This is a genomic window from Paenibacillus sp. FSL L8-0333 (assembly GCF_037965665.1).
GTDB classification, from domain to species: Bacteria; Bacillota; Bacilli; order Paenibacillales; family Paenibacillaceae; genus Paenibacillus_AQ; species Paenibacillus_AQ odorifer.
In genome coordinates this window covers 2,793,436-2,813,928 of record NZ_CP150186.1, presented here as the reverse complement: position 1 = coordinate 2,813,928, position 20,493 = coordinate 2,793,436, and the positions used below count along the sequence as shown (strand labels likewise).

Here is a 20,493-nt window from a genome sequence, read left to right as displayed (position 1 = left end):
TCACCCCAACTCCATATGTTTGGCACGCAGCTGTCCGCATGCGGCCGCGATATCATGGCCTTGCTCACGGCGAATAGTAACATTCACCCCGTTATCAGCCAAAATACGTTGAAACTCAAAGATATCATTGCGTGAAGTACGTACATATTTTCGCTCAGGCACATGGTTTACCGGAATCAAATTGACGTGGCACAGCATGCTCTTAAGCACCCCAGCCAATTCCTCAGCATGCTCCGGTTGGTCATTTACCCCGCCGATCAAGGCATATTCAAAGCTGACACGTCGTCCCGTCTTAGCTTGATAATAACGCAAGGATTCAATTACATCATCAAACGGAAAACGGCGGTTAACAGGCATTAGCTTTGAACGCAAGGCGTCGTTAGGTGCATGAATTGAAATCGCCAAATTAATCTGGGTATCTTCTTCTGCAAATTTATAAATGCTCGGTACAATACCGCTGGTGGAAACAGTAATATGCCGTTGTCCGATATTTAGGCCCTTCTCATGAATCATTAGACGCAGGAATCTCATTGTTGCATCATAGTTCTCAAACGGCTCACCAGTACCCATGATAACAATGCTGCTGACACGTTCGCCGCGCGCATCCAGGATTTGTTGGGAACGAACTACCTGAGCTACAATTTCTCCCGCTGTCAAATCCCGTTTTAATCCACCTAGTGTGGAAGCGCAGAAAGTACAGCCGATTCGGCACCCTACTTGGGTTGTTACACAAACGCTATTGCCATAATTATGTTTCATGATAACTGTTTCGATAGCATGATCGTCATGCAATCCAAACAGGAATTTTACAGTTCCATCTTTAGATTCCATTTTAGTAATTTCAGTTAGCGCTGCAATAGAGAATTGTTCATTCAGCTTCTGGCGAAGCCCTTTGGACAAATTGCTCATTGCTTCAAAGTCATTTACACGTTTTACATACAGCCAATCAAAAATTTGTCCACCACGAAAAGCAGGCTCACCATTGTCTTTCGCCCACTGTTGTAACTCTTCTAAAGAAAAATCATATATTAAAGGTTTCATTATTATCTACACCTGTTCTTTCATAAGGATATGCGTATTATTTCTCATTCTTCCTATTTTAACACAAATTTCAGAGACGGTAAAAGAAAACGCCCGCCGTACGGTAGCCCGGCGGGCGGAGGATACTACAATTGTCAGAAAATTTGCTATATTACAAGACTCTCTGAAGCTTGGAAATATAGAACCCGTCGCTCCCATAATGATGAGGCAGCAGCTGAATTCCTTCACCCTCAGCCAGCGCAGTACCCTCCAGCCTGTCCCATAATGGGGAGGCAAAAGTTACAGCAGTGAAGTCAGGATTCTGCTTCAAAAATTCAGCTACTACTTCACTATTTTCTGCTTGTTCAGTCGTACAGGTACTATATACCAGAATGCCACCCGGTTTCAACAGTTTAGAGACCGACTGCAGCAATTCCCGTTGCAATGACGCTACGCTAGCCACATCTTCCGGCTGCTTACGCCATTTGAGGTCTGGCTTACGGCGAATTACGCCGAGTCCAGAGCAAGGTGCGTCGAGAAGAATTCTATCAAAGGATTGATGCTCTAAAGTGTGCTCCAGCTCCAGCGCATCTGCACTGCCTGTAGATACGCAATCAAGACCTAAACGTTCTGCTTGATCTGAGATCAATTTCGCTTTATGCAAATGCAGATCATTAGCGTAAATCGATCCTTCATCTTTCATGAGCTCGCCCATATGTGCTGTTTTGCCCCCAGGAGCAGCGCAGCAGTCAAGCACCCTCATGCCAGGCTCCGGAGCTACCGCTTCAGCTACTAGCATAGAACTCTCATCCTGAACGGAGATATATCCATCACGATACCAGGAGGTGAGTGCCAGGTTTCCGCCGCCTTTCACAACAATGCCATAGGGACTAACATCAGATGCTGAAGCTTGCAGACCTTGTTCAATCATCTGGTTCAGCAGAGCTTCACGACTGATCATCGTTGTATTCACGCGTACACTGACCGCAGGCGGCTCATTGTTTGATGCACAAATAGCTTCCGCCGTGTCGACACCGTACTCGGTAATCCAACGTTCCACTAACCACAACGGATGTGAATATAATATCGATATCCGCTGCGCTTGACTTAGCCCCTCAGGCAGAACTGGCAGATCACCAGCACGCAATACACTGCGCAGCACGCCGTTAACCATCCCTGAGATTCCCTGGTGGCCTTTTTTCTTCGCTATATTAACAGCCTCATTTACAGCTGCATGGGACGGTATACGATCGAGATACATAATTTGATATAAACTAAACCGCAGTAAATTACGGACCCATGGCTGTAGTTTGGCTATCCCTTTACTAACAAATCCTTCAAGCACATAATCCAGGGTGTTCATCCGCGAAATAGAGCCATAGACAAGTTCTGTGACCAGTCCGGCATCTTCTCTGCTAAGCGTTGCCTTCTGTAGACTGCTGTTGAGCAGCAAATTGCTATAAGCACCTTGCTGCTCAACTTTAACCATTATATCAAGCGCGATTTCCCGGGCAGAAGCAGGGGTAACCTTACCCTTGTTGCCAGCTCTGCCGTTGTTGCCAACTGCTTTAGAGTTATTCCCCTGTCTCTTACCAGCGCTAGGATTTACTGCTGATCGGCCAACACCATTTCCACCGCCGCTCAACCTAACACCGTCCCTGGCTTCATAACAGCACCACGGCTAAAATCGGCCGCACTCATTGCTTTTTTGCCAGCAGGTTGAACCGTTGTCAGCAGCAGACTTCCGTCACCTGTTTTCACTTCGACACCTCGTTCAGTTACAGAAAGCACCGTTCCTGGAGCACTATCGCTTGCTTTCTGCGCTTCAGGCAGCTTAGAAGCCCAAGCTTTAAAGGTCTCACTATTCCAGAGCGTAAATGCGCCGGAAAAAGGAACTAATCCACGAATTCGATTATAGTTGTCACGTGAGCTAGCGTTCCAATCCAAGCGTTCATCCTCGCGATTAAGGTTAGGGGCATAAGTTGCCTCACTATCGTCTTGCTGAACAGCTTGAACTTTTCCGCTTACTAAACGTGGCATTTCAGACTTTAACAGATCTCGTCCAGCCAGGCTCAGCTTCTCAAAAAGAGTTCCAGAGGTATCCTCATCCTCAATAGCCACTTCGACACGAGAGATCATGTCACCGGTATCCAGCCCCTCAGCCATATACATCAAAGTAACGCCGGTCACTTTCTCACCATTGATGATACTGCGCTGAATCGGAGCACCTCCCCGATATTTAGGAAGCAACGAACCGTGTACATTCACACAACCATTCCGCGGTAAGTCCAACACAGCTTTAGGCAAAATTTGACCATAAGCAGCCGTGACGATCAAATCCGGCTCATAAGCTGCCAGCTCGGCGACTGCCTCAGGACGACGCATGCGTTCTGGCTGAAGCACAGGTAATCCGAGAGCTAATGCGGCTTCCTTAACTGGTGAAGGAGCCAAGATCTTTTTTCTCCCCTGCGGACGATCTGGTTGGGTGATGACAGCTACAACTTCATAGCCTTCATCTACCAGCATTTGCAAGCTTGGCACCGCAAAAGCTGGAGTTCCCATGAATACAATCTTCATATTCCTCACTCCTCAGTCTCGTTAGCAGTCATCTCGTATACTTTTTCAGCGATATCTGTAAATAGAACTCCATTCAAATGGTCAATCTCATGCTGAAAAGCCCGGGCAAGTAAACCACTGCCGGTTATCGTAATCTCTTTTCCCTCACGGTTAAGGCCACGAACAGTTACAGTCTCCGCACGGCGTACATCACCATTCAAGCCAGGAATACTAAGGCATCCTTCTGGTCCTAGCTGTTCACCTTCCATGCTGATGATTTCAGGGTTAATCATTTTGATCAATCCATGCTCTTCATCCGCATCCACCACAATTAAACGTTTCAAAATTCCGACTTGGGGTGCCGCCAGCCCTACTCCTTCAGCGTCATACATCGTATGTGCCATATCATCCAGCAATTTTTTAACATTAGGAGTAACTACAGCTACTTCTTTAGCTTTTTTGTGCAATACTTCATCCGGTTCTTTAACGATCAAACGTATAGCCATTACAAAACACCTTCCCGTTCTGAACATTTCTATATTTAAAGTCAATTGATAAAGCTCTTTTTTTACATTGTAACATGATACGGATTTACATCAACATCTGCGGATCCACATCAATGCTGATCTGAAGACCGGTATCCCGCACAGAATCCTCTAACTCTTCAGCCACTTGGCGGACAAGTCCAATCACATCGATGGCGCCGCGCCATTTTATCATACACTGGAATCTATATCTACCCTTTAATCGAGGGATAGGTGATGCCACAGGACCCAACAGATCTAACACATCGCTGGTTAGCTTATCGAGACTTCCATACCACCTTAGCTGTCTGGCCTTTCCCTGAAGATTCAGAGCATAATTCTCTGCCATCCGCAGTAGAAGCGGCAGCTGTTCATGAGACAATGTGACCAGGATGAGTCTGCAATATGGCGGATAATGGAGGCCTCTGCGATGCTTCAGCTCTTCACGTACAAAAGAGAGATAGTCATGTCCGCTGGCATGAATAATAGAATAATGCTCTGGCGTATAGGACTGAACGACCACTTCGCCTGGAAGCTGGTGCCGGCCTGCTCTGCCTGCAACTTGTGTAAGCAATTGGAATGTCTTCTCTGCTGCGCGAAAATCGGGCAGGTTCAAAGCTGAATCTGCTGTGATTACACCAACAAGAGTGACATCTGGAAAATCCAGTCCCTTTGCTACCATCTGAGTGCCCAGGAGAACATCCGCTTTTTTGTCTCTAAATTGGTTCAGCAGCTTCTCATGCGAGCCCTTTTCTGTTGTTGTGTCCACATCCATACGAATCACTCGTATGCCTGGGAATAGCTTACCAAGCTCTTCCTCCACCCGCTGTGTACCCGTTCCGAAAAACCGGATATGCTCACTACCACACTCCGGACAAAGCTTAGGTGCTGGTTCAGCATGTCCGCAATAATGACAACGCAAATTGTCACTACGGCTATGATACGTTAGTGAGATATCACATTCTGGACAACCGGCTACGTAACCACAGCTACGACACATGACAAAGGTTGAGAAACCTCTACGGTTAAGCAGCAGCACCGTCTGTTCTCCGCGTTCCAGCCTCTCTTCCAGTGCTGAATGAAGCTTTCGGCTGAACATCGAACGGTTGCCTTCTTTAAGCTCTTCCCGCATGTCTACTACGTTCACCTTTGGAAGTTCATTTCCAAGCGCACGGGTAGGCATCTCTAGCAGTACCGGTGAAAAGTGAATATCACTCTGCGATCTTGCAGCATGATAGCTTTCCAGCGAAGGCGTAGCAGAACCTAGAATCACAGCTGCGCCACACTGTTCCGCTCTACGAATAGCAGCATCACGGGCATGATATTTCGGATTCTCCTCCTGTTTATAAGAGGTTTCATGTTCTTCATCCATAATAATCAACCCTAGGTTGGAGAAAGGAGCAAACACGGCCGATCTTGCGCCTACAGCGACTGTGGCCTTTCCTTCACGGATTTTACGCCACTCATCGTATCGCTCACCAACAGACAGCCGGCTATGCATAACCGCGACACCGCTGCCGAACCGCCCCTTAAACCGCTCCACCATTTGTGGTGTTAAAGCAATCTCTGGCACAAGAACAACAGCCTGTCTGCCCTGATCTAAACAGCGTTTAATACATTGCAAATAGATCTCTGTCTTACCACTACCCGTAACTCCATGAAGCAGAAATACTTCGTGAAGCTGCTCCTCTAAGGTTCGAGAAATTCTTGTATATACGACCTCTTGTTCCGCTGTAAGCGGCAGAGGTGTGGTAGGTTTAAAATCTCGTCCTTGATAAGGATCGCGATAGACTTCAATTTCACTGATCTCGATAAAACCTTTTTCCTCCAAGGCCTTTACAGTACTTGCCGTTACTTGGAGTGCAGACAAAACTTCTTTAAGGGCCATAGGGAGTGTAGCTTCCATATCAACTAAAAAGCTCAGAACTTCCTTCTGGCGTGCGGATTTTTTTGGGAATTTGTTCAAAGCCTCACGGGCAGCAGTGACACCTATCGCCAGATCGACTGCCTTGAGCTTTTTCTTGCCCATTTTATCCTTAATGGATTGACTCTCTATAAGTACTCCACGCCGCAGCATGAACTTCACCGTCTCAGCAGCCTCAGGAAATGCACGAGTAAGCTGCTTCATGGAAACTTCGCCACTACGTCCAATAAATTCTGTGATTAGTCGTTCCTCATCCCCTGTGTCGGCAAACATTGGGAACAATTCATCCTCTGGAAATGCTGTCTCTTCCTGCACATCTCCAAGTGAAATCAGCCGTTCTGCCTTCCCTTTTAGAGCGGTGGGCAACATCGCCTGCAGTGCTGAAATTCGTCTACATGCATATCTTTTACTCATCCAGTCCGCAAGCTCAACTAATTCAGGAGATAAAGGCGGAAGCAAATCCAACACTTCTTGAATAGGCTTCAGGCTAGGACTCACTAGGGTCTCGCCTGATTCTAAAGATACTACAAAACCTTGGACTGTCCGGTGCCCAAACGGAACGGCTACCCGACTGCCCACTTCAATCCATAACTTCAGGGATTCTGGAATACTATAATCAAATGGCCGGTCAGTGCTGCGTACAGGCACATCCACAATGACCTTGGCGATATCCATTATAATGAAGCTCCAGTAATCCGCTCTGCCACGAGCGTCAACAAACGACGAGCAACCTCATCCTTCGACAATTGTGGCAATTCAAGCACCAATCCATTCACATCATATATCGAAACGATATTCGTATCCGCTCCAAATCCGGCTCCTGCAGCCGCTACATTGTTAGCAACGATGAGATCGCAGTTTTTGCGGACCAGCTTGTCCTTAGCATAAAATTCCGTATTGCCCGTTTCCGCAGCAAAGCCGACCAAAAACTGCTTGTTTTTGGTCTTACCGAGTGTTTCCAGAATATCCGTTGTCTTCACAAGCTCAAGCGTCATCGTCTCTCCGCTTTTTTTAATCTTGGAAGGCTCACTATGCTTCGGACGGTAATCCGATACAGCAGCCGCCTTGATCATAATGTCGCAGCTGTCCCACAGTGCGGTAACTGCTTCATACATTTCCTGTGCAGATTGAACACGAATAACTGAAATCTCTGGTTCCAGTGGAGGAGCCTCATCTGTACGCGCAGCAATCAACGTTACCTCAGCACCCATTGCACGTGCAGCACGTGCTAGCGCGAAGCCCATTTTACCGGATGAATCATTGGAGATATAACGCACTGGATCAATCCGTTCTACCGTTCCACCCGCTGTGATGACGATTTTTTTACCCGCAAGAGGTTTGGATGCGACGCTTGCTTGGTGTGCAAAAAAATTCTCAACCACACTCACAATAGCCTCTGGCTCTTCTAGCCGACCTTTGCCAACGTATCCACATGCCAGCAGTCCTTCACCAGGCTCAATAAACTGAATGCCCCGGCTAGCGAGAATATTCAAATTATTAAGTACAGCTGGATGCTGATACATATGAACATTCATAGCTGGTGCAACCATAATAGGAGCCGTAGTAGCAAGCAGTGTAGTAGATAACATATCATCGGCGATCCCGTGTGCCATTTTGGCAATTATATTTGCGGTTGCGGGTGCTACCAGCACAAGATCCGCAGCATCTGCCAGATCAATATGTGAAATGGAGGATGGATCTCTCTCCTGGAATGTATCGCTATATACTCGTTGCTTCGATAGTGACTGTAGAGTTAATTCTGTAATGAACTGCTTCGCCGAAGCTGTCATAATGACATGAACCTCGGCTCCTTTTTGGACAAGCTTACTGGTCAAGGACGCCGCTTTATAAGCAGCAATGCCTCCTGTGATCCCAAGTAAAATAGTCTTCCCCTTCAAGCTCTTCAACATGATCTCCCCCCTGTTCCCTACTCTTACAACGAATGGCTATCTTTACGACGAGAAAAAAATAACAACCTTCCGGTTGTCATAAAGAGCCCGGTTCTGGGCTTTCATCATAAATTTAAGACCCGTAATTGCTCCATAACCCAAGAAGAAACGGCAGCGCCTCAAAACAAATAGGCGGCATCCGTTTCTACAATAGGTCATTATTACTTATACTTGAGACTACTCTTCACCGCGGGTTAGAGTAATGCGATCTTCGTAAATTTCCTCAAGAGCAACACCAACAAATTTATGCGATCTAGGATTCTTCACATCTGTCTTGCCACCCTCACGCAATTGTCTAGCACGACGTGCAGCAGCGACAACGAGCGAATACTTACTGTCAACCTTGGTCATCATTTCATCAATGGATGGATATAGCACTGGGACACCTCTTCATAGTTTACTGTTAATACCATTTGACCTTCAGCATAAATTATCTGACTTTACAATGTTCGGCGATAATAATGCTTTCTATTCTCTTACAAGCCAGATCAATCTCATCATTCACTACAGCATAATCATAATGCTGCATTAAGTTGATCTCATCTTCCGCTACAGTCATGCGGTGATCGATCACATCTGGATGCTCAGTACCCCGTCCGCGAATGCGGTCCTTCAACTCGTCCATGGATGGAGGAAGAAGGAACACAAAAATCCCTTCAGGAAATTTCTCTTTGACTTTGAGAGCTCCTTGAACCTCAATTTCGAGAATAATGTCTTTGCCGCTATTGAGAGTTCTCTCTACAAAATCACGGGGAGTACCGTAATAATTACCTACGTACTCCGCGTATTCAAGCAATTGATCGGCTTCGATCATTGTCATAAATTCCTCTTTGCTTTTGAAAAAATAGTTGACGCCATCTTCCTCACCCGCACGCGGACTGCGAGTAGTAGCAGAAACTGAGTAGACAAGTTCGGGCATCTTCGGACGTAGTGCAGTACAAACAGTACCTTTACCCACGCCGGAAGGTCCGGATAATATGATGAGCAATCCTTTTGACATAATACACTCCATTTAGTTGTTATTCGTCGTTGTCGTCATCTTTACTGGATAAGCGATGCGCCACAGTCTCCGGCTGTACAGCCGATAGGATGACATGATCACTATCTGTAATGATTACGGCACGAGTCCGTCGGCCATAGGTGGCGTCGATCAACATATGCCGATCACGTGCCTCCTGGATAATACGTTTGATTGGTGCAGATTCCGGACTGACGATAGAAATAATGCGGTTGGCAGACACAATATTTCCAAAGCCAATGTTAATAAGTTTGATTGCCATGTTCCGGTAGTTCCCCCCATAAAGTTCTATGCTATTACCTATTCCCGATTACTCTATGTTCGCAGCTTGTTCTCGAATCTTCTCCAGTTCTGCTTTCATATCTAGCACAAGACCCACGAGAGTTAGATGATTGCATTTCGATCCGATTGTATTCGTCTCACGGTTCATCTCCTGAATGAGAAAATCCAGTTTGCGTCCTACCGGTCCTTTCCCCTTCAGGAGGGCTCTGCATTGCTCGAAATGACTATACAACCGGGTCAACTCTTCATCAATATTACAGCGATCTGCAAAAATAGCGATCTCCATCCCGAATTTATGCTCATCAAAAGCGAACGTCCCATCATTTAGTTCATTCAATCGATGTCGAAGTTTCTCACGATATTCAATGATTACGACAGGTGCAAGTTCAACCATTTCAGCATGCATGTTCTCAAGATGGTTCAGGCGCTGTTCAATATCTGCGGCTAGATAACTGCCTTCACGGGCGCGCATCTCCAGCAGAGACTGCAAACACTGCTCAAGTCCCGCCTCCAATACTTCGGAGTAGTCTTCTAATGTCGCAGACACGGCACCCGCAGCCTCGTCTTTGCTGTCCATAATACCGGGTATAGAAAGTATATCACGTAAAGTCAACTCACCAGTCAAACCATATTCGTTCTTAAGCTGCTCTGCTGCCTTTAGATAGGTCATTACAGCAGAGTGATTCAGAACCGGTCTAACTGTCGACTCATCGTGCTCTCTATTGATGGTAACATCTATTCTTCCCCGTTTGATGTGCTGTTGAACCTTTCTTCTCAACACATCCTCATAACCCGTCCAATCCCGGGGCATCCGCAGTACAACTTCGCAGTACCGGTGATTCACCGATTTCACTTCGAACATAATCTTGTAGCCGCCGAATTGCAGGGACGATTGACCGTATCCGGTCATGCTAAATGACAACGGAATCACATCCATTACACTATTGTAATTGATTATTACTAGCGAAACAAGGGGGACAATTTGCGTCCTGATTTCTCCCACACATACTCCATTAGCTGTGCGCTCATATCATAGAACATGAACGGAGTCATCAGATAGATTCCATTAAAATGGGCAGTAGCAACATCTAACAGTTCCTTAGCGATAGCGACACCTTCTGCTCTTCCAGCTTCCCCTTCAAGTCCCTTCATGCGGTTGCGGACATCGTCCGTAAGCTGAATACCCGGAACCTCATTATGTAGAAACTCTGCATTACGTCCGCTTGCCAGTGGCATAACACCAATGAATACGGGGATTTCCAGATGTGCTGTTGCCTCAGCTATCTTCACGATAAGTTCCTGATCATAGACAGGCTGGGTCATAATATAGTCGGCACCAGAGGCAATTTTCTTCTCCAGACGTTGCACTGCCTTATCCAAATGTTTAACATTCGGGTTAAATGCAGCTCCGATTACAAAATTCGCTTTCTGTTTCAAAGGTTTACCTGAGAAGGAAATCCCGTCATTCAGCTGCTTGATCATTCTAATAATCTCAAAAGAGGTTAAATCATAAACCGAGCTTGAGCCGGGAAGATCTCCAAATTTCGCAGGATCACCTGTTACAGCCAGCACATGATCAATTCCAAGCGCATCAAAACCCATCAAATGGGATTGAGTACCAATCAAATTACGATCCCGGCAAGCAATATGCACTAGCGGACGAAGTCCAGTTTTAGCGTGCACCAAATGTCCCAAAGCCATGTTGCTCATCCGTGTGACAGCCAGGGAGTTGTCGGCGAGTGTCAGCGCATCCGCGCCTGCTCTTCTCAAAACTTCTGCGCCCTGCATAAACTTTGCAATATCCAATTCACGAGGTGGATCAAGCTCGACAATAACCGTATGTCGTTCCTTTACCAGATCAACCAGGTTCGGCTCTTTACCATCTCTATCCTCATCGCCAAAATTCTCTTGCAGCGATACACGCTCCACTGCAGGTGGCAACGGTTTAGGAAGCGGTTGCGGTACATAATTCTTCAGTGCAGAGGAGATTTCTGCGATATGCTGCGGAGTTGTACCACAGCAACCACCGATTATCCGGCAGCCCATCTCCGCGAAAGTCTGTGCCATTTGGCCAAAATATTCTGGTGAAGCCCCGTACCGGTATTCTCCGTCTACATAATCCGCCACACCCGCATTTGGATACACAGAGGCTGGCAGAACCAGATTCCCTTGTACAGCTTTGAGCGCTCGCATCATTCCGTTCGGGCCTGTGTTACAGTTAAATCCGATAACATCAGCGCCATCGCCTTCCAGAATACGAAAGGCTTCTGGCAAAGTTAATCCATCTAATGTGCGTGCCGTTTCATCGACAGCTAATTGGCAAACTACAGGAAGCGAGCTGATCTTGCGGAGCGTTCTTAGAGCTAAATGCAGTTCCTCAACATCGTAAAAGGTTTCCAGCATAATGCCATCTACGTCCTCTTTTAGCAATGCAGCAATCTGCTGTGTAAAATATTTTTTCAGCTCTGTGGAAGAGAGATTCGCACGTTTGCCCGCACGAATAGATCCTACAGCTCCTAATACATACCCATGATCTCCAGCAGCCTGGCGAGCGATTCTAACCCCGGCTCGATTTATTTCCTCAACCTTGGATTCTAGACCATATTTGGACAGCCTGTCATAGTTCGCCGAGAAGGTGTTGCTTTCCAGCAGCACTGCCCCTGCCTCAATATAGCTGCGATGAACATCTTCGATTACCCCCGGAGAGGTCAAATTTAATTCTTCATAGGAAATGCCGACCGGGAAACCCTTCTGATATAAGTAGGTCCCCATCGCTCCGTCTCCGACTAATACTTTATTTCCCCATGCGGAACGTAAATCCGGCTTCACAACAAGATCCTCCCCTGCCACATTAGTTTCTAACTTTAGTTTCATACTAATGTAACATAAATCGGTATGGATGATAAGCTTTACAAAAGAAAAGCATTTAGACCAAAATATCACCATGCATGTTCATATGTAAAAAGCTTCATACTAACGTTAATGCCGTTATTTCCATAAAGGAGAGAATACTTTGAAGAAAAAAACAAGAAAGTTTCTGATCCGAAAATACGCTGTAACTTTACTGCTAGCCACTCTCTGCTTGCTGTATATTTATTTGCTAGATTGGCTGTATGGCTATGGGCTGGGTAACGTCGGGTATATCCTTAACTATCTATTCTATACCGCCTCTGAGAAAGCTACTGCTTGTATTTTGCTGCTCTGCTTGTTCATCCCCGATATCTATTACTGGAAAACAGGACATCAACCAGAACGTGGCGGGGAAAGATGACTTCTTATCGCCGCAACGATGATAAGAATTACAGGGATCAACACCATAAAGAAGGGAAAAATCGTATATAACAATCTCCCCCCCTCATTAATATGTTCAGTAAAGCTCCGCGCATTCAACATCGAGCTGAACAGAATGATCAGAGCACAGGGATAGACCATTCTCCGGTAAGGAATCTTGAACAATTCCGAAATTCCTATAAGTGCGGCCGCAAAAAACACAGACATTTTGAAAAAAACGCCGATAATCAGCACCATAACAATTAGAATATCCACACGTTGAATAAAATCGGAGATTGAAATCTTGCTAATCGTGGGCATCAGAGGGAGGGGTGACCGTTTCACTATATCTGTGCCAAGCACGGAAATATTCAGCATCATAGTCAGACTTAAGAGCAAACCTGAAACAAATATCCCCGCGGCGATGACCCAAGGACCTTTTTTAACATTGTTCAGATAGGGCATCAGCATGGTAAAACAAATCATTTCACCAAAAGGGAACATATAGTTCTGGCGAATAACAGAATCAATCACAGGCTGGAACCCATTCTCAAAAATAGGAAGTAATCGATTCAAATTAATTGAGCCCGATAACATCAGCATGATCGAGCAAAATATTCCTATCAGCATTACAAGAGTTGCGAATACCAATGAAGTTCGGGATAATACCTCTACTCCTTTATGCAAAACATACGCAGAAGATAAGATCATCAACGTTGAAATAATAAACAAAGGTGTGCGGTGCATAGTAGCCATAACCAGCATGGAACTGCCATCCCGTAAATCACGACCCGCTAAATTGAGGAATAGGGTAATGTAGAGAACGGAAATCACCGTACCTAAGGATTTTCCCAATAGCTTGCGGGTATAAGCCGTTAAGGGGAGATCCGGAAACTTTCTGTACAAATAAGTGTACCCCGAAAATACAATCAAACCGATCAAATTTCCGAGGAGTATGGAAATCCACGCATCTTTACCAGACTCCATCCCAAGATTCACTACCAGCGCTGTTCCCAGCTCAAACAACAAAGTCAACGTGAAAAATTGGAGTAGTCCTATTTTTATCTTTCCCATAGCTGTCCCTCCTTTATTGTCATTACTTATTCTTGGATTGAAAGGAATCACTTCGCATATCCGTATGCCTGATCACAGCATCAGCCTCGATATTAATCTGGCAGGTTTCAAATATACTCTCCCAATGATCTTTTACTTGTTTCCAGCCACGTGGATTAGCTCTTTCTACTGCTTCACCGAAACCTAGATAATCACTTTTTAATGAACGGGCAGTTGCTATGGCAGCGCGGATCTGTTCTTGAATATTCTTTTCCAAAAGCTTCGAAAGATCGTTTAACACTGTTGGATCTGTTAGATCCAAGCCATTGGGCGATTCCTTTAATCCAGCCTGCTGAGTGACATTAACCGTGAAGATAGGATGCTCTATATCTTTCGCATCCGCGTGGATATGTACCTGTGATAAATACACATTAAACGATATATAGTCCTTCTCCCCTATCGAGACCAATACCGGCATCTGAGATATTTTATTCTTAAGTAGAACGGTACCGATCGCCTCTTCGCCGAGCAGCCATCCTTTAAGCTTGTCTTCTTTAAAAGCTGCAAGACCGGTAACCTTTATTATGGTCTTCGGACTTACGTTCTTTAAATTATCGTTGCTCTCCCTCTGGTCCAAATCTCCAGTCACTAGCACGCCATTGATCACAGGCCCCCCACCCGGAACCTGAATCCCCCGGATAATATCATCCACTTCCATCCGATAGTTATATCCGAATTGTTTAGAGGTTGTCTGCAGCTTCTCCACCAAATCATTGGCTGGAATCCTTCCGAACACGGTCATAGTCGTCATACATTCACTTGCAGGCTGTCCCTTGGAAATAAAAATCAGGCTTGTCAGCCGGGTTTCGCTTTCCCTTTCCAGCACATCCATGATATCCTTGATGCCTTCTTGAGCGAACTTCTCGGAAATGATGACCACCCTAATATGTCCTAAAGACAAAAAACGTGCAGTCTGACGCGAGGCATTAGCTAATGCTTCAAACATAGTGCGGCCGCTACCTTTATAAACCGAAACAGGTGAAGTTCCTCTAGCGTTCTTCCCAGAGATTTCGTCAGCAACGATAACCTGAAAGGATAATACATATTTCTCTTCTTCTGTAGGTCCTCTATCTATGGACACACCGGAAACGATGGCTCTTCTGTTTAATTCCACACTATCCCAGCAGCCTGTGAGACTAAGACAGATCAATACGCAAGGTAAAAGTCCTGCTAAGAAAAAATTGCATTTACTCAGAATCTTGCTTTCCTTTCTTATGCGGCTGTGTCCCTTTAGTCTTATCAAGAATTTTTGGAGATAGGTTCTGTTCATGTCCGGTTGTGATCTCCTTCCCTTCTGAAATGTTCCCTTGCTGCGCAGTAGCAGGAGCTGGTTCTGCTGTGCCAAGCGCCCACAAAGGCAGCCTTAAGACGGCATCCTTCTGACCTCTGGATGACAAAGGCACTATTGGAGACAAATAAGGAACGCCAAAAGAACGCAGACTGTTCATATGTGCAACCAGTACGATTAAACCTAAAGTAATCCCGTAAAAACCAAACATACCGGCCAATATCAAAAAACCAAAACGGATAATTCTGCCCGCAATCGCCATGTTATACGCTGGAATGGCAAAGCTCGCAATCCCGGTCAACGCGACCACAATCACCATAACGGGCGTAATAATTCCAGCCTCTACCACGGCCTGACCAAGAATCAGAGCACCTACTACAGATACGGTCTGCCCAACTGCACGCGGCATTCTTACTCCCGCTTCCCGGATGATCTCAAACGCACCTTCCATTAGAATAGCTTCGACAAAAGCGGGGAAAGGCACATTTTCCCGTTGCGATAAAAGGTTGATCAGCAAAGTCGTAGGGATCATCTCATAATGAAACGTCGTCAAAGCTATATACACGGAAGGCCCTAGAATAAGCACGATAAAACTGATATACCGAATAATTCGCATCAGAATAGCAATATCGAACCTTTGCGCATAATCCGAAGCTGACTGAAAAAAAAGAGTGAAAACCGCAGGCAAAATCAATACAAAGGGGGTGCCATCTACGACAATCACTACCCTCCCTTCTAACAGATTCGTTGCAGCAACGTCTGGCCGCTCGCTGTTATTGATGGTTGGAAAAGGGGTAAAGGTCTTATCCTGAATCAGCTCTTCGATATAACCGGATTCCATGATGGCATCTACATTAATCTGCTGCAGCCGTTTTCTAACTTCTTCAACCAGCTTCTCGTCCGCAGTATCCTTGATGTACATTAAAGCCACATCGGTCTGAGTTACCGACCCGATCTTCACATGCTCGAGTCTTAGTTTGGGTGATCTTATTCTTCTGCGTATTAATGAGACATTCGTAGCCAAAGATTCAACAAAGCTATCCTTTGGACCACGCACAACTAGCTGAGTGGAGGGTTCAGTGACAGAACGTGCTTCCCCTCCTTCAGTCTCACACATGATGCCACTGTCATAACCTTCAATGAGAATCAGTGTCTTCCCAGAAAGAATTCCGAGCAGCACCTCGTTCCAATCCTCCTGCAGCTGCGCTTCACCTATTTCCAGGGCACGGTTTAAGATGAGGTCATTCAGATTATTTGCTGCAGTATTGCTTTCCTTGAGCATCTCATCCGTAATGGAGAGCAATGAACCCATTACAAATTGATTAACGGTTTCTGTCTTAGCTAGACCATTAAGATGTACCGCAGCAGCCTCAACAACGGATTCCTCACCAAGCTTTACCTGGCGGATTCTAAGATCCGGACTATCTCCCAGCTCGGTTATGATATTGTTTAGCGTCTGCTCCAGATAAATGGTTAATCTCACTCCAGAACCTGGACCTGCCGGGTCAGCTTGCTGTCCCTTACCGGATTTATTTTTTTTAGTTAACCCGTTGATGTTCAACAAGCTCCCCTCCTTTTTTTCATAAACATTGTAGTATTATTCTCGGTTACTCCTTCCATTATTCGGCTGCTTAAAGTCACCTCAGGTTAGAAACACAAAAAAGGCAGTCCAAGAATGCGCTCTTGGACTGCCTTTTTATTATTTTTCTATATTGCTACACTGCCCGTGAATACGACCTCAGCAGGTCCAGTCATATACACATGATTATCCTCTTCATTCCATTCAATATAGAGATCGCCGCCCTTTAGACTAATCCAAGCTGCCCGGTCTGTAAGATCATTCAGCACAGAGGAGACAAGGGTTGCGCAGGCTCCAGTGCCACAGGCAAGCGTAGGTCCTGCCCCACGTTCCCAGACACGCATATCCACTCTGCCCCGATCCAGTACCGTTGCGAATTCAACGTTTACTTTTCTCGGGAATAAAGGATGTACCTCAAGCTTAGGTCCCCATGTGGCAAGATCAAAATTCACTGCATCTTCTACGTAAATCACGCAATGAGGATTTCCCATGGATACCGCTGTGAACTTAAATTCGGTTCCGTCCGCTTCAATCGGCTGAGCGAGCACTGGCTCTGCATCAATAGATACTGGAATTTGCAGACCGGACAATACAGGTTCGCCCATATCTACGGTTACAGTCTCCACAACACCGTCTTTCACGTTTAAAGTAACCTTTTGTTCTCCGGCACCAATCGTTTCTATTACAATCTGCTCTGAGCTTACCAGTCCGTGGTCATATACATATTTAGAGACACAGCGAATGGCATTTCCGCACTGCTCCGCCTCCGAACCATCAGAATTCATAATACGCATCTTGAAATCGCCACGCTCAGAAGGCAGGATATATACCAGTCCGTCAGCACCGATTCCAAAGAACCGGTTGCATAGGGTTACAGCAAGCTCCGCTGCATTACTTGGCAGCTCTTGCTCGCCGAAAACAACGATGAAGTCATTACCGAGGCCGTGCATTTTTGTGAATTCCATTAAAAGTCCACTCCTAAAGGTTATGTTATGTTAGCATTCGCTTAAGCTTAAAGTTCTGTGTAATTGAGCATTTCGCAAGCATATGAGCGGTTAACTGCAACAAGTATACCTTTAGGAATGGAGCATTAGTATTGACTTTATGCTGAAATTTTTGTACTTTTTATCATCGGATTACTGCCGCTGCGTCCACGATTACGTTTGCCGCCCCAAACACTGCCGGCACCCATCAAGAAGGTCGGGATCCCCGCTGTTACAAACACCAGACACCATTCGCGGAAATTGAGCGGCACTGTTTTGAAGACAGGCTGGAGCACAGGCACGTACATTACGGCCAGCATCAGTAAGACTGATGACAACACGGCAAGCACTAGATACTTATTCTGGAACGGATTGCGGTGGAACACTGAACGCGAACTGCGGCAATCGAACACATGGATCAACTGTGCCATAACTAGTGTTGCAAAAGCAACGGACTGTGCCCGAATCAATTGTGCAGGATTCTCTGGTGCTATACGTAAAGTTAGCCAAAATGCTCCTAGCGTACATAAACCAATCAAGAATCCACGGCTTATAATTTTCCAGCCTAAGCGGCGGGCAAAAATATTTTCTTTCGCACCACGAGGTTTATGCTCCATCAAATCCTTCTCGGGCTGATCCACTCCAAGTGCCATCGCTGGCAGTCCGTCTGTCACTAGATTGACCCAAAGAATTTGGATCGGAACGAGTGGTAAAGGCAGACCCAGCATCATGGCAAAAAACATAGTCAGAATCTCTCCCACATTGGATGCCAACAGATAACGAATGAATTTACGAATATTCTCATAGATATTTCTGCCTTCTTCGATGGCAGCAACAATCGTTGAGAAGTTATCATCCCCGAGAACAAGTGACGATGCTTCCTTGGTCACATCTGTACCTGTGATCCCCATGGATATCCCGATATCTGCAGCCTTAATGGCTGGAGCGTCGTTCACTCCATCTCCGGTCATAGCCACTACGTGACCGTGACGTTGTAGAGATTTAACGATCCGAAGCTTATGCTCTGGAGATACGCGGGCGAATACAAACACATTGTCCGATATCTTATCCAGCTCATCATCATCCATCCGGGTTAACTGAGCGCCTGTCAGCACCGTTCCACCACGCTGCAGAATTCCCAGCTGGTGAGCAATTGCCTCGGCAGTTGTTCCATGATCACCAGTAATCATAACCGTCTTAATCCCTGCCCGGCGTGTGACACTGATGGCATCGCGGACTTCACGACGTGGCGGATCGATCATTCCTGCCAAGCCAATAAAGACTAATTGATTCTCCGCATCCTTTTCACTATTCACATGTTCATTTGGACGCATATCCCGGTAAGCCATACCTAGCACACGAAGGGCTCCTGAAGCCATTTGCTCATTGGCATCAAGCACCTTCTGCCGCAAAGTTGGCGTACAAGGCACAACACCGCCCTCCCAAAGCATATATGCGCAGCGATTCAGCAATACATCGGGCGCACCTTTGGTACATACCATCCGTCCTCCCGGATGGCCTACGATCACAGACATCAGCTTCCGCTCAGAATCAAACGGAAATTCCTGTTCACGAGTGTAGGTTACGGCAAGCGTCTGAGCGGTCAGTCCCATCTTTCCTGACAGTGCCACGAGCGCTCCTTCTGTCGGGTCGCCCTTCAGTTCCCAAACGGAAGTGTTGTCTGCAGACTTTTCAAGAACAGCATCCTTATCCTTCCCTTTTCGTTTGCCTCGCACTTCAGACTGGAAGGTCTCAATAATTTCCGCGTTGCTGCATAATGCGCCAACCTGCAACATCCGCCGTAAGCTTTGATCATGTTTTAGATCCACTGCTTTGCCTTTCTCCAGAACCTGTCCATTTGGAGCATACCCTTCACCTGTTACCTCAAGACCACGTCCACCCGTCCATAATCGGGTCACCGTCATTTTATTTTGCGTTAATGTTCCTGTCTTGTCTGAACAGATTACCGAGGCACAGCCCAACGTTTCCACTGACGGCAATTTACGAACGATAGCCTTGCGTTTGATCATCCGCTGCACGCCTAGCGCAAGCGCAATAGTTACAATAGCGGGGAGACCTTCCGGAATCGCGGCAACTGCCAAGCTCACACCAGCTAAGAACATGGAGGTGGCAGGCTGTCCATGCAGAATACCTGCTACCACAACTACAATTGTCAATCCCAGAGATACGTAGATCAGAATCTTTCCTAGCTGCTCAAGCCGATGCTGTAAAGGTGTTTCCTGAGAATCCGTATTTTGGATTAGATCCGCTATCTTACCCATTTCCGTGTTCATACCGGTACGGATTACAACAGCTCGCCCTGTTCCTCTGGTCACCATAGTGCCCATGAAGCCTAAATTCTTCTGATCACCAAGCGGAATCTCTTCTGCACGGATCGCTTCCGAATGCTTCGAGACAGGCAATGATTCCCCAGTAAGTGCGGATTCTTCCACATATAGAGCACTGCATTCCAACCAACGTACATCGGCAGGAATCCGATCTCCACTCTCCAGCAAGACAATATCACCTGGCACCAACATCTTGGCTGGGATAATCTCGCTATTCCCTCCACGTAGCACTTTGGCAGAAGGTGCGGAGAGTTGCTTTAAAGCTCTTAGCGAACGTTCGGCGCGAAACTCCTGAACAAATCCAAGCGCTCCATTCAGTAGGATAATCGCGATGATCGTGATGGCATCCAAGTATTCGCCTAGCAACCCGGATACAAGCGTTGCACCCATGAGCACAAGCACCATGAAATCCTTGAACTGGTTCAACAGCAGGGTAAACGGAGATACTGTCTTTCCTTCCGACAGCTCGTTGTACCCGTTCTCCTTTCGTCTCTCCGCGGCTTCCTCATCACTGAGGCCCGTCCTTGGCTGGACATTGAACATTTTCTGCAGCTCTTCTGCACCGAGACGGTGCCAACTGTTTTGTTCCATGACTTTTCTTTCCCTCCCGGTCGTTTCTTTACTTCCGGCGGCGCACAG

At 46.3% G+C, this 20,493-nt stretch carries 17 protein-coding genes; 1 reads left to right on the top strand and 16 read right to left on the bottom strand.

The genetic code is table 11. From position 1 onward, the window contains the following. The 11 genes from rlmN to NYE72_RS12315 all read right to left on the bottom strand — a co-directional run bounded on the left by rlmN (nt 1) and on the right by NYE72_RS12315 (nt 12,102). A complete protein-coding gene (gene rlmN, locus NYE72_RS12365; RefSeq protein WP_036686196.1) occupies nt 1–1,041 on the bottom strand; it encodes a 23S rRNA (adenine(2503)-C(2))-methyltransferase RlmN in 1,041 nt (346 codons plus the stop codon). Between the two features lie 151 nt (nt 1,042–1,192). Next, the gene (rsmB, locus tag NYE72_RS12360) at nt 1,193–2,524 is read right to left on the bottom strand and encodes a 16S rRNA (cytosine(967)-C(5))-methyltransferase RsmB (protein ID WP_256720278.1); all 1,332 of its coding nucleotides are present in this window, start codon (nt 2,522–2,524) and stop codon (nt 1,193–1,195) included. Between the two features lie 137 nt (nt 2,525–2,661). Further along, on the bottom strand, nt 2,662–3,597 hold the full coding sequence (gene fmt, locus NYE72_RS12355; protein ID WP_076141708.1) for a methionyl-tRNA formyltransferase: 936 nt from the start codon (nt 3,595–3,597) through the stop codon (nt 2,662–2,664). 5 nt (nt 3,598–3,602) lie between these two features. Continuing rightward, complete coding sequence (gene def / locus NYE72_RS12350; RefSeq protein ID WP_036686193.1) at nt 3,603–4,082, bottom strand: peptide deformylase; 480 nt, start codon at nt 4,080–4,082, stop codon at nt 3,603–3,605. A gap of 85 nt (nt 4,083–4,167) precedes the next feature. Next, a complete protein-coding gene (priA, locus tag NYE72_RS12345; protein ID WP_036686191.1) occupies nt 4,168–6,699 on the bottom strand; it encodes a primosomal protein N' in 2,532 nt (843 codons plus the stop codon). Beyond that, entirely contained in the window at nt 6,699–7,934 is a 1,236-nt protein-coding gene (coaBC, locus tag NYE72_RS12340; protein ID WP_076141709.1) for a bifunctional phosphopantothenoylcysteine decarboxylase/phosphopantothenate--cysteine ligase CoaBC, read from the bottom strand. The genes priA and coaBC overlap by 1 nt, the downstream gene beginning before the upstream one ends. Nucleotides 7,935–8,150: 216 nt before the next feature. Beyond that, complete coding sequence (gene rpoZ, locus NYE72_RS12335) at nt 8,151–8,351, bottom strand: DNA-directed RNA polymerase subunit omega (RefSeq protein ID WP_036686188.1); 201 nt, start codon at nt 8,349–8,351, stop codon at nt 8,151–8,153. Between the two features lie 52 nt (nt 8,352–8,403). Continuing rightward, nucleotides 8,404–8,973, bottom strand: coding sequence for a guanylate kinase (gene gmk / locus NYE72_RS12330; RefSeq protein ID WP_036686186.1), 570 nt, complete (start codon nt 8,971–8,973; stop codon nt 8,404–8,406). 19 nt (nt 8,974–8,992) lie between these two features. Further along, on the bottom strand, nt 8,993–9,253 hold the full coding sequence (locus NYE72_RS12325; RefSeq protein ID WP_006209218.1) for a DUF370 domain-containing protein: 261 nt from the start codon (nt 9,251–9,253) through the stop codon (nt 8,993–8,995). A 48-nt stretch (nt 9,254–9,301) separates the two neighbouring features. After that, entirely contained in the window at nt 9,302–10,195 is an 894-nt protein-coding gene (locus NYE72_RS12320; RefSeq protein WP_036686185.1) for a YicC/YloC family endoribonuclease, read from the bottom strand. 38 nt (nt 10,196–10,233) lie between these two features. After that, nucleotides 10,234–12,102: a bifunctional homocysteine S-methyltransferase/methylenetetrahydrofolate reductase gene (locus tag NYE72_RS12315; RefSeq protein WP_076141710.1), complete on the bottom strand. Its 1,869-nt coding sequence runs from the start codon at nt 12,100–12,102 to the stop codon at nt 10,234–10,236. Between the two features lie 184 nt (nt 12,103–12,286). Here NYE72_RS12315 and NYE72_RS12310 point away from each other — a divergent pair, with 184 nt between their 5' ends. Further along, the gene (locus tag NYE72_RS12310) at nt 12,287–12,544 is read left to right on the top strand and encodes a hypothetical protein (RefSeq protein WP_036686181.1); all 258 of its coding nucleotides are present in this window, start codon (nt 12,287–12,289) and stop codon (nt 12,542–12,544) included. Here NYE72_RS12310 and NYE72_RS12305 read toward each other — a convergent pair. The 5 genes from NYE72_RS12305 to NYE72_RS12285 form a co-directional block, all read right to left on the bottom strand. Then, complete coding sequence (locus tag NYE72_RS12305; RefSeq protein WP_036686178.1) at nt 12,517–13,617, bottom strand: GerAB/ArcD/ProY family transporter; 1,101 nt, start codon at nt 13,615–13,617, stop codon at nt 12,517–12,519. The genes NYE72_RS12310 and NYE72_RS12305 overlap by 28 nt on opposite strands. A gap of 22 nt (nt 13,618–13,639) precedes the next feature. After that, nucleotides 13,640–14,926, bottom strand: coding sequence for a Ger(x)C family spore germination protein (locus NYE72_RS12300; RefSeq protein ID WP_081390148.1), 1,287 nt, complete (start codon nt 14,924–14,926; stop codon nt 13,640–13,642). Further along, nucleotides 14,844–16,505, bottom strand: coding sequence for a spore germination protein (locus NYE72_RS12295; RefSeq protein ID WP_063829831.1), 1,662 nt, complete (start codon nt 16,503–16,505; stop codon nt 14,844–14,846). Before NYE72_RS12295 ends, NYE72_RS12300 begins: the two co-directional genes overlap by 83 nt. Before the next feature lie 146 nt (nt 16,506–16,651). Continuing rightward, nucleotides 16,652–17,488, bottom strand: coding sequence for a diaminopimelate epimerase (gene dapF / locus NYE72_RS12290; RefSeq protein WP_038570307.1), 837 nt, complete (start codon nt 17,486–17,488; stop codon nt 16,652–16,654). A 137-nt stretch (nt 17,489–17,625) separates the two neighbouring features. Further along, entirely contained in the window at nt 17,626–20,445 is a 2,820-nt protein-coding gene (locus NYE72_RS12285; RefSeq protein WP_036686174.1) for a calcium-translocating P-type ATPase, SERCA-type, read from the bottom strand. Between the last annotated feature and the right edge of the window lie 48 nt (nt 20,446–20,493).

Bases quoted from the DNA above. Each gene is read 5' to 3' on its own strand.
- rlmN (WP_036686196.1), bottom strand. From the start codon at position 1,041: ATGAAACCTTTAATATATGATTTTTCTTTAGAAGAGTTACAACAGTGG.
- fmt (WP_076141708.1), bottom strand. From the start codon at position 3,597: ATGAAGATTGTATTCATGGGAACTCCAGCTTTTGCGGTGCCAAGCTTG.
- def (WP_036686193.1), bottom strand. From the start codon at position 4,082: ATGGCTATACGTTTGATCGTTAAAGAACCGGATGAAGTATTGCACAAA.
- priA (WP_036686191.1), bottom strand. From the start codon at position 6,699: ATGGATATCGCCAAGGTCATTGTGGATGTGCCTGTACGCAGCACTGAC.
- coaBC (WP_076141709.1), bottom strand. From the start codon at position 7,934: ATGTTGAAGAGCTTGAAGGGGAAGACTATTTTACTTGGGATCACAGGA.
- gmk (WP_036686186.1), bottom strand. From the start codon at position 8,973: ATGTCAAAAGGATTGCTCATCATATTATCCGGACCTTCCGGCGTGGGT.
- NYE72_RS12325 (WP_006209218.1), bottom strand. From the start codon at position 9,253: ATGGCAATCAAACTTATTAACATTGGCTTTGGAAATATTGTGTCTGCC.
- NYE72_RS12305 (WP_036686178.1), bottom strand. From the start codon at position 13,617: ATGGGAAAGATAAAAATAGGACTACTCCAATTTTTCACGTTGACTTTG.
- NYE72_RS12300 (WP_081390148.1), bottom strand. From the start codon at position 14,926: ATGAACAGAACCTATCTCCAAAAATTCTTGATAAGACTAAAGGGACAC.
- dapF (WP_038570307.1), bottom strand. From the start codon at position 17,488: ATGGAATTCACAAAAATGCACGGCCTCGGTAATGACTTCATCGTTGTT.
- NYE72_RS12285 (WP_036686174.1), bottom strand. From the start codon at position 20,445: ATGGAACAAAACAGTTGGCACCGTCTCGGTGCAGAAGAGCTGCAGAAA.